The 12,798-nt window shown below is 55.7% G+C and carries 14 protein-coding genes; all 14 read right to left on the bottom strand.

Annotation, left to right across the window (positions count from 1 at the left end):
- Nucleotides 1-110 precede the first annotated feature (110 nt).
- Nucleotides 111-845: a type II secretion system protein gene (locus tag SQ11_RS17455; RefSeq protein WP_198140768.1), complete on the bottom strand. Its 735-nt coding sequence runs from the start codon at nt 843-845 to the stop codon at nt 111-113.
- Complete coding sequence (locus tag SQ11_RS01400) at nt 832-1,209, bottom strand: type II secretion system protein (RefSeq protein WP_041512315.1); 378 nt, start codon at nt 1,207-1,209, stop codon at nt 832-834. Before SQ11_RS01400 ends, SQ11_RS17455 begins: the two co-directional genes overlap by 14 nt.
- Nucleotides 1,210-1,213: 4 nt before the next feature.
- Complete coding sequence (locus SQ11_RS01395) at nt 1,214-1,678, bottom strand: type II secretion system protein (RefSeq protein WP_041512314.1); 465 nt, start codon at nt 1,676-1,678, stop codon at nt 1,214-1,216.
- Nucleotides 1,675-3,651 (bottom strand): secretin N-terminal domain-containing protein, encoded by a 1,977-nt coding sequence (locus tag SQ11_RS01390; protein ID WP_041512313.1) that lies wholly within the window; start codon nt 3,649-3,651, stop codon nt 1,675-1,677. Before SQ11_RS01390 ends, SQ11_RS01395 begins: the two co-directional genes overlap by 4 nt.
- Nucleotides 3,651-4,217, bottom strand: a complete 567-nt coding sequence (locus SQ11_RS16290; RefSeq protein WP_156972380.1) for a hypothetical protein — start codon at nt 4,215-4,217, stop codon at nt 3,651-3,653. Before SQ11_RS16290 ends, SQ11_RS01390 begins: the two co-directional genes overlap by 1 nt.
- A 5-nt stretch (nt 4,218-4,222) precedes the next feature.
- Complete coding sequence (locus tag SQ11_RS01380; RefSeq protein ID WP_041512312.1) at nt 4,223-4,771, bottom strand: hypothetical protein; 549 nt, start codon at nt 4,769-4,771, stop codon at nt 4,223-4,225.
- A 1-nt stretch (nt 4,772) separates the two neighbouring features.
- A complete protein-coding gene (locus tag SQ11_RS16285; RefSeq protein ID WP_198140767.1) occupies nt 4,773-5,294 on the bottom strand; it encodes a PilN domain-containing protein in 522 nt (173 codons plus the stop codon).
- Nucleotides 5,295-5,304: 10 nt separating this feature from the next.
- On the bottom strand, nt 5,305-6,144 hold the full coding sequence (locus SQ11_RS16280; protein WP_052493917.1) for a hypothetical protein: 840 nt from the start codon (nt 6,142-6,144) through the stop codon (nt 5,305-5,307).
- The gene (locus tag SQ11_RS01365) at nt 6,125-7,816 is read right to left on the bottom strand and encodes a GspE/PulE family protein (protein ID WP_041512311.1); all 1,692 of its coding nucleotides are present in this window, start codon (nt 7,814-7,816) and stop codon (nt 6,125-6,127) included. The genes SQ11_RS16280 and SQ11_RS01365 overlap by 20 nt, the downstream gene beginning before the upstream one ends.
- Nucleotides 7,813-8,994: a type II secretion system F family protein gene (locus SQ11_RS01360; protein WP_041512310.1), complete on the bottom strand. Its 1,182-nt coding sequence runs from the start codon at nt 8,992-8,994 to the stop codon at nt 7,813-7,815. Before SQ11_RS01360 ends, SQ11_RS01365 begins: the two co-directional genes overlap by 4 nt.
- A 1-nt stretch (nt 8,995) precedes the next feature.
- Nucleotides 8,996-9,430: a type II secretion system major pseudopilin GspG gene (gene gspG, locus SQ11_RS01355; protein ID WP_041512309.1), complete on the bottom strand. Its 435-nt coding sequence runs from the start codon at nt 9,428-9,430 to the stop codon at nt 8,996-8,998.
- Nucleotides 9,423-10,343 (bottom strand): CysB family HTH-type transcriptional regulator, encoded by a 921-nt coding sequence (locus SQ11_RS01350; RefSeq protein ID WP_041512308.1) that lies wholly within the window; start codon nt 10,341-10,343, stop codon nt 9,423-9,425. Before SQ11_RS01350 ends, gspG begins: the two co-directional genes overlap by 8 nt.
- A 174-nt stretch (nt 10,344-10,517) precedes the next feature.
- Complete coding sequence (locus SQ11_RS01345) at nt 10,518-11,153, bottom strand: hypothetical protein (RefSeq protein ID WP_156972379.1); 636 nt, start codon at nt 11,151-11,153, stop codon at nt 10,518-10,520.
- A 52-nt stretch (nt 11,154-11,205) separates the two neighbouring features.
- Entirely contained in the window at nt 11,206-12,780 is a 1,575-nt protein-coding gene (locus tag SQ11_RS01340) for a putative porin (protein ID WP_198140766.1), read from the bottom strand.
- Between the last annotated feature and the right edge of the window lie 18 nt (nt 12,781-12,798).

Below are 12,798 nucleotides of genomic sequence, written 5' to 3'. Positions count from 1 at the left end.
AGCCCCTCTTTATACGAGGAACCAATAAGATCCGATTTACTTATTTCTTTTTATCATGAGAGAGGGGTTGTGCTGACGGTAGCGTTACCGACCGCAGTCACCCACCGCGCCTAATTACGCAAGCAGGCCCGGTGAGCGTCGGATGCGGCGGCAAAGCAGGCATGGCAGCTCGGCCCGGTCAAATCTCCACAACTTTCCCGGCATTGCGCATTTTCGATGGTGAGCTGACTTCCGCACAATGCGAAGCGGTTGCTTGGTTTCGTCGGTGCGGCAGGGCCGGAAGGGCCGCCTGGGCTGGGTCGCGCAGTCCCTGACGGAGCCGTTCCAGGGTTCGCCGGCGGAGTTGCCGCTCCAGCGGATAAGGCTGCCGCATTTTGCGTGTAGATAAAACGCCAATCCGTATATTCTTCCGCGTTGGTAAAGTCGTTAAATTCACGGGGAAATCCGTCCCGCTTGAAGGGCTTGGCGGTGGATAGACTGTGTATCCCGGTAATGCGCCCCTGTTCCCTTACCAATCCCCATTGAACTGCTCCGGTAATCGGGTCACGGTAGATTCTGCGCAAATGGTGTCGCGTTTTGACAAAACGCTTATCCTCCAGCAGTTCTTGCAGCGTGAGCGGATAGTGCTTGACCCCTCCCGGGGTGTTTTCATAATAGCTTCCTATGGCTTTGCGAAACTGTTCGCCGATAAACAGGAGTTCCCGTTCTTTTTCCCGCTGCGCTTCGGCATGCCAGACTTGGCCGGTAGAGGCGAGGGCAATGCCGGAGATGATAATAAACATCAGTAGCCCGAGATAAGTGAATCCTTGCTGATGCCCGGCGAGTGTATGCCTACCAGTCACCATAGCTTGATCCATCCATTGCGAGACCGGCGGCGCCGCTATGCAGATCGTATACGCCGCCCGGGGTATCGTCCGACGGTGTAACGATAATCCAGGTTTTTGCGCTTTCAGTCATGGGATCCACCGGTATGCTGCGTATATATTTACGCTCCGCCAATTCTTCCAGGGTGTAGGGATAGCGTGCCTGATCACCATAAAACTTGTCCACGGCTTCACGCATCACAGTAAGATTCTGCTTCAGTGCGGCTTCTTTCGCACGATCCACTCCGCTGAAATAGCGGGGCGCGGCTACCGTCAGCAGGAGCATCAGAATGGCCAATACCACCAGCAATTCGATCAGAGTGAAACCGGGAGATGTGCGGCCCATGCCATTACCATTCGTTGTAGGGGATACCGTTCAGTCCGATTTCCCGGCTGAGGGAATAGACGTCGAACACGTCGTCTCCGGCCTGGGGAGAATCCTGGCCGCTTTCGTAGCTGCGCTTGCCCCATGTTTCCTGCGAACCGGCCTCCGTGTCAGGATTCATCGGGTCGCGGGGCACGCGGCGTAGAAAGCGTACAAGCCGCTTCTTCGGATCGCGTGCATCCGGTATGCCTTGCGCAAGCGCATTCAATGAAGCCGGATAGCCCGAAGTCTCCGCCGCCTTCTCTACGCGGCCTTCGTCAGCCGCTTTTTTGTAAGCATCCAGCGCGGTCCGGATGTCGCGCAGCGCGGCGCGCAATTCCGCTTCCTTCATGCGCTTGACGCTTAACTGGCCGAGGGGCAGCAACGCCATGGCAAGGATACCGACGATGGTCACCGTTACCACCAGCTCGATCAGGGTAAAGCCTTTCATCGGGCATTCACCGGAGTACCGAATGGATCGGTGAGAGGCTGAGATTGCCCCCCGCCGACGGGGCTTGAAGTATCCGTGGCCGGATTTGGGGCCGGGGAGGGCACCGGTGATGGAGTTTGCGGCTGGTCTTGAGTTTCATCCTGGGGCACAGGTTGTTCTAAGGGGAGGGGAAGTTGGCGTTGAGGCAGGTTGCGTCCGGTGCCGCCTCCCCCGATACCCGGAACAACGATCTGCGGCCGGTCGTTAATGCTCAATTCTGTCCCGGACCAATATTCCGAAAGTTCCGATTCCGGACGGCGAATGTTATTGAGAATGCGTGGCGTGATGGCGAGAACAATCTCCGTCTTGTCTTTTTTGTCCTCCTGATTGGCGAATAATCGTCCCAGTACTGGAAGATCGCCCAGTCCCGGTATCCTGCTCGCATTCATGCGTTCGTCATCCGAGATAAGACCGGCCAGTACCTGGGTTTCGCCATCTTTAAGGCGCAAGAGGGTGGTGGCGTTGCGGGTGCCAATCTGGAAAACCTGGGAACCGTTTCTTAAGGTTGTGGCTATCCCCAGCGAACTGACTTCCAGCGCCACCTTGATGTGGACATGATTATCCAGGGCGATGCGCGGCTCTACTTCAAGCTTGAGTCCCACATCGATATACTGAACGCTTTCGGAGGACGTGCCGGTAGTGCCTGCCACATTGGTAGTTATCAGCGGCACCTTGTTGCCCACCTGCACCCTGGCTTTCTCGTTGTTGCGCACGCGGACACGGGGGTTGGACAGCAGGTTGATATTGCCTATGGTTTTTTTGAAGTTTGCGACGGGGTTACTGTTGATATTCAGAAATTCGAGTGGAGCTGAACCGAGATTGGCGGTCAATGCGCTCAAGGTAAGTCCCGCGCTGCTGCTCAACGTAGTGGGATACTTGATTCCCAGTTCTTGCAGGCGGCTACGGCTTATTTCCAGCACGTCCATTTCCAGCATGACCTCAGGGTCGGCCATGTCGTTGGCAGCCACCAATTTTTCGGCAATGCGGATCACCTCCGGAGTATCGCGAATCACCAGCATGTTGAGGCGCTCGTCGATATGAACATCCTTGCTTTTGAGCATGGTCTTGAGCAGCACCGCTATCTGCTTGGCGCTGGCATTGGTGAGAAAGAAACTGCGAATCATCAAATCCTGATAATCCTTGAGTTTCTGCAGCGTATTGGGAAATACCAATGCGGTAGTTTCGGATAAGGCTTTTTTCTGCAAGCCATTGGTCGCCAGTACCATTTCTATGGCATCCTCAATGCGGGCATGCGAAACAAATACCGTTGCCTTGGCATCCTGCTTGATGTCCTTGTCCAGAATGAAGTTGATCCCCGTGGTACGTGAAAGCGCTTCGAATACCATCTTGATATTGGCGTCGCGCAGTTCCAGTGAAACGGGCTGGTCGAATGGCGACTTGAGCCGGGGGGGCTCATTACGTACAAACTCCTGTTTGCGGCGAATCTCACCCTGTAATTCAAGTGCCCCGGTATGGGATGGCATTTCAAGCAATACTGCTCGCACCTGTGCCTGCGCCGCATCCGGATTGTCCGCATTGAACAGGCGGCGGGCCTCTTCCACCTGAACGTCATATTTTCGTTCACTCGTTATCGCAAGCTGGCCTGCCAGGGCACGCGCATTGGCAGGGTCCACCAATAGCACGCGTGCAAACAACGCCTCCGCGTCAGCGGTTCGTCCTTCGTGCACTGCCCGGTCGGCCTCCTGCAGCAATTCATAGACAGCCCGTTCATGCGTGACATGAAGATCCTTGCGAGTGGGCATATCCTCCGGTTTTACCCGTTGGGCGGCTTCTGCATTGGCAATCCGTTCTTCCGGTGTGTCGCCCGGCACGCCATCTTTTTGCCAGGGTGCAAAGGCGCAGGCGGACATCATCAGCACCGATACGCAGGCGAGGCAGGCAGCCAGGCTGGGAACCCCGAAGGTGATGTTCATCAAAAAGCTCCTTGATGACCATCTTCGGCGGATACGGCGGGCCTGGCGGTTTTAAGAAGTGTCTGAGGCTGCCCCAAGGGGAGATAGGTAAGATTCAAGGAAGTGGCATCTTCCGTGTCAAGCCGCCAGACGTTGTCAATGTTCTGGCCGGCTACGACTGAATGTACCTTATTGTTTTCGGACAGGAAATATGTCGTTCCCGCCGGGCTGTCCGCCAGTTTTCCCAGATAGGAAAACGGGGGGTCCGGGACAACCGGCGTGGGGGGCGGCGCAGGCGCCTCAGATGGTTTGGACGCCACAACCCAGTCATGTGACTTGAATAAATCCGCAGACTGGCTGTCCTGTTCCGGTGTAAGGCGTGTCCGGCCGCTCAGCGCGCTCCAGTTCAATGCAGCGGATAACTCCGGGGATGCCGCTCCGTCCCCGGTATTGGAGGGACCAGGTGTCCGCTGGGTTGAATGCGCAAGCTGGATGACTCCTTCCTCTTCCCGGTCATCAACCTGAATGGCCAGCCATGCAGTGATGGCCAAGCCCGCCGCCATGGCTGTCCGGCGCCTGATGGACACCGACCTCATGCACGCTTTCTCACAAAAAATACAAACCGCAGAATGACTGCGGCCTGTCCTTCCCCCACCTTCCCCCGTTCGAGCGCAATATCGGCCAGCGCCGTTGAGGGGAGTTTTTCCAGCACTTCCAGAATAAGGCCGTGAATCTGTGAATAAGTCCCTGTTACCGGCAGCGTGACCTCGAAGCGTCGCAAGGCTCCCGCCGTCTTTTCCACCAGCGCGTATTCCCCCTTATTCAATTCCAGTCCGTTGTCCCGGGCCAATATAAATAGCGCATCCAAGCCATCGGAAAGCTCATCCACGGTAGGAAACCGCGCCTGAAAGAGCGCGAGTTCCTTCGCCAGAATCTGATCTGGCGGCAAGATAGGCACAACCGGGAGGGGTTGCAGGGGACGCTCGGCCAACTCCATGCGCAGGCTATCGATCTCGCCGCGTAGGGGAAGTACGCCAGCCAGCAGGAAAACCAATGTAGCCGCAAGGAGCACGATCCCGCTCAGTCCCGCCGGGCCGAGGCGGCGCGCCAGACGCCTTATCTTCGATGTCATCGCGTCCATATCAGCCCGCCCAGCGCGCGCTCAGGGCAAAACGGACGGGTCTTTGCTGATCCGAAGCGACCACTTCGTGTTCTTCGAGAACCACATCGGTCATTTGCCCGGTCGCCGCCAGTTTGCGCACATAGTCCAGCGCATCTGCGAGCTGGCGCGCTTCGCCCGCGATACGCAAACGTCCTTTGGCAGCGTCAGGGCGTATGGCCAGCAGCGCGATCTCCGGCCGAGCGATTTTTTCCAGCATCGAGAACAGCGCCGGCCATGGACGGCCCAATTCGCTCAGCACAGCGTTGGCCTGGCGGATCTGGTCCTGCATTGCTTTCTGAATTTCAGGAGAAGGCGGTGCATTCAAGGTGCGACTCGCGTGGGAATTGTTTCGCACCCGCGATTGCAGGTTTGCGCGTTCGCTTTCCAGCCGGAGGTATTCCCAACCGACGGCGGAAAAGAGCAGCAAGGCCGACAGCAATAGCCCCCACGCCCAGAATGGTGCGGCATGCGGAGTCCTGGCGTAATCAAGATGGATTTTCATGGAAACCATCTCAGGACAGCGCCAGCATGGCACCTGCAAAGATCCGGTCCTGGATGGGCGTCAATCCTGGAGGCCATGCGGGCACTGCCATTTCAACTTTCCAGTCATTCGCCGCGGATACGCAGTCAACGGATTCTCCACCGGCCAGTTCCGGTGCGCACAGCCGCAGCGAATAATGGTCATGCAGTCCGGCGGTAATAGTCAATCGATCCACTATGCCGTATAGGCTGCCGACCCAATCATCCGTCGCATGAACCTGTTGCACCCCGCACCAGCCCGCCTGCTTCCATGCCAGGAGACTTAGCCGTTCCGGCTCCGCCAGCACAAATATTCCATCCGGGGTCCGCAGGGCGCGATCCAGCCGGTTGAATGCCGCCATCAGGTAAGGTTGAATCGAAGTCAGCCGGGCTCCCGATGTGGCAACCGTATTGCGCAGGGCGACAATGAGTTCGCGATCTACGGCGCAGGCCAGAGCGGGATGGCCCGGTGCGGCGTCACTCAACCTGATATCCCAACCGGCGACTGCATCGCCGTGCGCACGCTCAAAGGCATGACGTGTGAGCTTATCCAGTTCTTCCCGGCTGCGTGCGCTATCCGGATTGGGAACAATCGCATACCGCAGCAGGCGATTGGAAAGCATTGCCGTAACCCGCATTCTGTCGGTCCGCACCGCATGCAAGATATCAGGTAGCAGGGAGAATGCGCCGCGCCAGGATGAGGCTTTGTCCACGGCGCACGAAACCATATCCTTGGCGATGACGCGCGGATGCAGGCTCCCGGTCGCATGCAGCCATGCCACGTGATCCGGATAGATCGCCAGAACGAGCCTGTCACGCCACAAACGTGACACGATTGATCTCCTCGAGAGTGGTTTTACCGCTGGCCACGGTTGCCAACGCTGCTTCGCGCAAATTTCTCATGCCGCGCGCGCGGCCCGCTTCCTTAAGTTTTCTTAGTGGTTCGCGAGCGATTATCATTTCCCTGAGTTCATCATCCAGCGCCAGCAATTCCGCCACCGCTTTGCGGCCTCGATACCCGCTGCCGCGGCAGTGTCCGCAACCGCGCCCCCGGCGGAAACGGAAGTTTTTTGCGGCTTCCGGCGATAAGCGGGACGCTGCCAGCAGCTGTGTGGAAGGCTCATAGTCTTCAATGCAGTGCGGGCAGACCAAACGTACCAGGCGCTGGGCCATGACGCCGTTGAGTGCCGCCACCAGGCTGTAGGGCTCCACATTCATATGCAGGAAGCGGCTGATCACGTCAAACACGTTGTTGGCATGGAGCGTGGTGAAGACCAGGTGTCCGGTCAGTGCCGACTGCACGGCGATCTGGGCGGTTTCAGCGTCACGGATTTCACCCACCATGATTTTGTCCGGGTCATGCCGCAGGATGGAGCGCAAGCCTCGCGCAAAGGTCAGCCCCTTCTTTTCGTTGACGGGGATTTGCAGCACGCCGGGCAACTGATATTCGACCGGGTCCTCGATGGTGATGATTTTGTCATGACCGTGATTGACCTCGCTGATCGCTGCATACAGTGAGGTAGTTTTACCGGAACCGGTGGGGCCGGTGACCAGCACCATGCCGTAGGGTTCGCTTACGAGTTGGCGGAAACCCTCGATAATGTAGTCATCAAAACCCAGTTGTGTCAGGGACAGGCCGGCGGCCTGGTCCGACAGCGATTTACGGTCGAGTACCCGCAATACGGCATCTTCCCCAAAAATACTGGGCATGACCGAAACCCGGAAATCCACGTCACGCCCCTGCATCATCACTTTGAAGCGGCCATCCTGGGGTACGCGGCGCTCGGCGATATCCAGTTCCGACAAGACTTTCACACGAGATACCGCCTGCTCGGCCATCTCCGTACCCTGAATGGCGCCAACCTGCGCGAGGACGCCATCAATACGGTATTTGATGACCAGTCCCAAGGCTGCGCTTTCCATATGAATATCACTTGCGCCGCTTTTTAGCGCATCATATAACGTTGAGTTGACCAGCCGGATGATCGGACTGGCATCCGCATTAATACTCTGCAACGAGAGATGTTCTATATCGCCGGCGGGAGCTTTCCCGGTTTCCGCAGAAGACAGCATTGCCCCGTCCATCGCGTGCAGGCTCTCTTCGTGACGCGCCAGATATGCCAGAATATCGGCGCGATGGGCCAGGTAGAGATCAAAAGGTTCGTGTACGCATTCCATTGCCCAGTCGAAAAATTCGATATGAAATGGATCGGCTACAACCAGGCGCAATCGTTTCTCCGGAGTGCGCAATGGAAGGCATTCATGCCGGCTTGCCAGCGTGAAACTCATGACGTCGAAAGCCGGACTTGACGCATACAGGGCCGCCATATCCATTGCCTGCAACCGCGCCACGCGCGCCAGTTCGGCGACAAAGTGGACGGTATCCAGCTCAGAGTTGGCTTCCAGCACATCTACCACGGAACGGCCGCTGCGCTGCGCCAGCAAACGGGCTTCGGCAATTCCCCGAGGGGAGAAAAGTGTCGTCGCGGCTGGCGTCGAGCTCATTGCAGGCTACCTGCCAATTCAAAAATAGGCATGTACAGCATGAGTACCACAATGCCTATCACAAGCCCGATAACGATCATCAGCAGCGGCTCGAACAAACGTGTAAACCATTCCAGCCAGCGTGCGATTGCTTCATCGTGCAGCGTGGCGATATGCTCCAGCATGGGGCCCATTTCACCACTTTTTTCTCCGACCCGGAGCATGCGCAATGACACTGGCGTGACCAGGCCGGCGGCTTCCATCGCCTCGGAAATGGCGCGGCCTTCACGGATGAGCGTACTGGCGCGCGTAAGGCTGAGGTGGAAGGAGACGGCCAGCAATCCACGTGCCATTTCCAATGCTTGCGATACCGTGATACCGCTCACCAGCAGCATGCTTAAGGTGCGGTAGAAACGTGCCAACTGGAAAATCCGCATTTGTTCACCAATCATGGGGAGACGCCATAGCAATCCCACGAGATAGCTGCGCACTTGCCGCACAGACAGTGCGTAGCCCAGGGCGATAATAAAGATAAGCGTGGTTATCAGAATGGCGTTTCCATGCCGGTCGATCAATCCCGCCCACGCGAGCACCACTTGCAACATCCAGGATTGCGAGGTTCCGGCATCTGTATAGATCTGAGAGAACCGTGGCACCACGTAGCCAAGCAGAAACAGGATCACCAGGCTGCCGACCGTTATCAGGAGAAATGGATAGATCGAGGCGGCAACCAGTTTTTTCTTGAGTACTTCCACCTGCTGCTCATAGCCGATATAGCGCATGAGTGCCTCCGGCAGATCGCCGGTTCTTTCGCTGGCACGTATCATGGCGGAATAGAGAAGCGGAAACTCTTTAGGATGGCTCGTCAGCGCGGCGGAGAATGTTTGTCCGGCATAAAGGGCATCGAGTATGCCTTGCAACGTGACGCGTACTTCCGGACGGTGCTCCTTTTCGGCAATACCTTCCAGTGATTCGATCAGGCCGAGCCCGGCCTTCATCAACGCAAACAGTTCCCGGCTGAACAGCAGCAATGGAAATCGCCCGCGCCTTCTCATGCGCAGCTTATCGGGCCGTGTTTCCATCGAGATGACTTCGTATCCCTGGCTTCGCGCTTGCCTGGCGGCATCTTCTTCATGCGGCGCGTCAAGGTCCAGCGATATCAACTGACCGGCGGATAGGGCGCGAACGATATATCGCATCTTACCAATTGACGATATCCACGTTATCTTCATCGCCCCCCGGCTGGCCATCCTTGCCTTGAGAAGACAAGTCGTACTCGCCGTGTTCGCCGGGCGCCTTATAGAGATAAGGCCGTCCCCATGGATCATTGGGGACGGCTTTCTGCAGATAGGGCCCCGACCATTTTGCTTCGGCCGCCGGTCGAACATTCAACGCCGCCAATCCCTGCTCACCGGTAGGGTAGCGTCCAACATCGAGGCGATACTGGTCCAGCGCCTTCTCCAAGGCATTGATCTGCGCACGGGCGGTCTTTACTTCCGATTTTCCCAGCTGGGCGAAATACTTGGGTGCGACATACCCGACGAGCATGCCAAGAATGACGAGAACGACCAGCAGTTCCAGCAGGGTAAATCCGGACTGGCTCCCGCGTTCCGAAGTATATCGGCGTTCAAACATATATTTTTTGTCTTAAAGTGGATTCAGTTAAATCCGGTGCCAATCTCTCAATGAAATCATAGGCAAATCCGCGCAGGTAGTGTCCACGGCGCACGGCGATGCGGGCAAAGTTGGATCCAAACAAATGCCCCGCGGGAATAAGGGCCAGTGACACATCTCGCTCGGCGCTGAACGCCAGAGATGAGACCACCCCTATTCCCAACCCAAGCCCTACATAGGTCTTGATAACATCGGCATCCATCGCCGTTATAACAATATCCGGTTCAAGATTTACTTTACGGAATGCGTGATCCACATGAGATCGGCCCGTAAATGAAGGATGATAGGTAATCACGGGGAATTTGCTTAAATCTTCAAGCGTCACCTTATCCAACGCCAACAGCGGATGATCTTTCGGAACGATCACCCCATGCTCCCATTCGTAGCAGGGGAAGCTGATCAAATCCGGGATCTGGGCGAGTGTTTCTGTGGCGATACCGATGTCGGCGTCACCGCTGAGCAGCAGTTCCGCGATTTCCTTGGGACTTCCCTGGTGCAAGGAGAGATGGACTTCGGGTACATCCAGCATGAAGCGTTTAATGACATCCGGGAGAACATAGCGAGCCTGCGTATGAGTGGTTGCCACCGTTAAATTTCCCTTCTTGCGCCCTGAGAACTGCGAGGCCACGCGCTTGATATTTTCGGCGTCGAGCAGTATGCGGTTCACGACTTTCAGAAGATCGCCGCCCGCCTCGGTTAATCCGACCAGTCGTTTACCAAAACGAGAAAAAATCTCGACACCAAGCTCGTCCTCCAATTCTTTCAACCCCTTGGAAATACCCGATTGAGAAGTAAACAGCGCCTTTCCCGTCTCGGTCAGATTGAAATTCTGCCGGACTGTTTCGCGGACAATTCTTAATTGCTGAAAATTCATAAGCGGGAATTTACGTGGTTATTGAAGAGATATAAAGTTATAAAAAAATGTTTCCATATGAATTTTTGTGCTAAGAAAGGCATGCAAAATCGTTGCCCATAAATTCGCCAATGGACCTTGCCGCCGAAGCTGCGGAGGTGGTGGTAAGTCCATCGGCGCGGGCTTTGATCACTATCATTTGGGGTTCACGGAATGCGCACTGAGGGGTTTCAAGCGGTTTTGATCGAGACTGTCGCGGTAATCCTGGAAAATGTTTTCGAGTTCCACGCGTTTAATCTGAGTGAAGGGCTCAGCGCGTAAAATACTGGTAAAGGCTTCCGGTCTCTCAACATGATTGATCAGCTCGCGTCCGAACTGATATAGCTGTTCGTTTTTACCGGAACAACTTGCCAGGGTATCGTCCAGCGCCGTTTTCTCCACAGTCATTGTCTTGAGGTGACGCTGCATTTCCAGCTGCGCTGCGCTGATGTCTGCCAGCTCGGCTCGCGCCTGCCCCAAATTATTTTCGGCCTCCTTCAGCCTGGCTTCCAGATCGATAGCTTTAGCTTGCTCCTTTGCGTAATCATCCGCCAGGCGCTTGTTTTTTCGTGAAAACCCATCCAGATTTTGTTGCGCTTCATTTGCACGCTGCTCCTGTTCCTTTAGCTTTCTGCCCAGATTGGCATTGGCCTGTTCCAGTTCCGCCGTTCTCGATTGCGCCTGCTTGATGGCTTGCTGCGTGCGGCGCTGAGCCTCCCGTTGCCGTGTTTCTTTTTTATCGGCGGACCATGCTGGCATCATCAGGCTCACCGGAAGTATGAATAAAGCCATTATCCATGTGATATTCAGGAGCAAAGGAAATCGCAATAGCGGGGTGAACACGTTAGAACCTCGCGGTGAGATCAATCTGAAGGACATCGATACCCAGTTTTGGTCCGATGATTTGATTGGCAGTGAGCCAGCGGCCGGTGAACCAGACATTATCGGCAACCGCGTAAGCAGCACCTCCGATCCAGCCTTGTGCGTTCGTGCCTCCCATATAAAATTCGGAATCGGTAAAACCATCGAGCAGCGAATCGGATTCCATGCGTTTGAATGCGCCGAACAGGAGCCAGTCATGACGTCTTGCCGCCAGCAGTTGGCCCATGTCCTGGAGCATGGTCGTGCCGATATCGAGACGCACCTGGTAGGCTGTGTTGCCTTCCCTTCCGTTCAGGTTCGCACCGCGCTGCCGCATCTTGGCGGGATCGAAAGCGAGATTCCGCGCGTAGTCCCCCATCAGGCGGATGCGCACGGGATTAAATGTGGCCAGATCTATCCCTCCTGTCAGGTTCAGCTCACGAAATTCGGATGCCAACCCATAGACACCTCCGCCATCCAGTCCGGCAACGGGTGGATTATTCAGTTGTATCAAGGAATTGCCTTTCTGACGCCACTGCACCGCACTGGTATTCAGTCTGATATCCCCATTCAAGTCGCTGATTCGTCCTGACATGTTTTCATAGTGATAATAGGCTGCTGCCAGCGTGATCTTGGACTGACTGGTTAAATTCCATTCCAAGCCAGCCTGTCCTCCAAATAACCATTTATCATTTTTTGCCAAGTCGACTTCCTGGATGGGAAAAACGCCCCCAGTCCCGAACACCAGCAAACGGTCATTGACCTTTGGCCTCGCTGAAAACATGATCCCGTCGAAGTTCAGATCGGGATCCCACACCATATCGGTACGGTAAAAAGGATTGGCGACCTTCCCGCCACTAAGAAGCAGCCAGTCGTTCGGCCTGTAATTGATATAAAGCCTGTCGAAAAAGGCGGCAAACGAGCGATTGCTATCGCCGAGCGTTTGATTAGCCGCAACCGGATTTTCACTTGCTCCATTCGTTGCCAAGCGAACTCCAGCCGTGAAGTGATCCGTAAGTTTCACATCCACTGCGATTCTGGCTCTTGCGCGCCAACGCAACCGATCCACGGTGGTATTTTCTACATCGACGCCAGCCAGCCGGAATACTCCTGGTGGCGCATTCGCTTCGGAAAATGAAGTGCTGTCATGGCGCAGTCGAACATCCCCGCTCCAGGTAAACCGATCCAGCCATGAGGGGAGGGGCTTGCGGTCTCCCCAATGTTCGTTTTTCGCGTGTGCCAGCACGTCCTGTTTGATTTCCTCGCGCATTTCCTGCTTCACAAACTCGGGCACGTATTGCATGCGGATGACTTTGCCTTTGCCATCGGTTTCAACTGCTTTGCCTTCGGCAGTGGTTTTTGGCTGGGCATCACTGGTTTTGGAAGAAACTTCCTCCGCTACCTGCTTAAGTAGAAGATCCGCTTTCTCTTTGGACAGAATCCCTTCCTGCACCAGGAGGTTCACAAGCTTGACCGTACTCGCGTCAGCCATCACCATGCCTGAAGACAGCAGACTGAATATGCCCAGGATTATGTGTGGTAAAAATCTGATTTTCATAGTATCTCTTGCATCGTC

It is taken from the genome of Nitrosospira sp. NpAV (assembly GCF_000832065.1).
Lineage (GTDB): Bacteria > Pseudomonadota > Gammaproteobacteria > Burkholderiales > Nitrosomonadaceae > Nitrosospira.
Note: the sequence above shows the minus strand (reverse complement) of the source record. Positions and strands in the feature narration are given on the sequence as shown.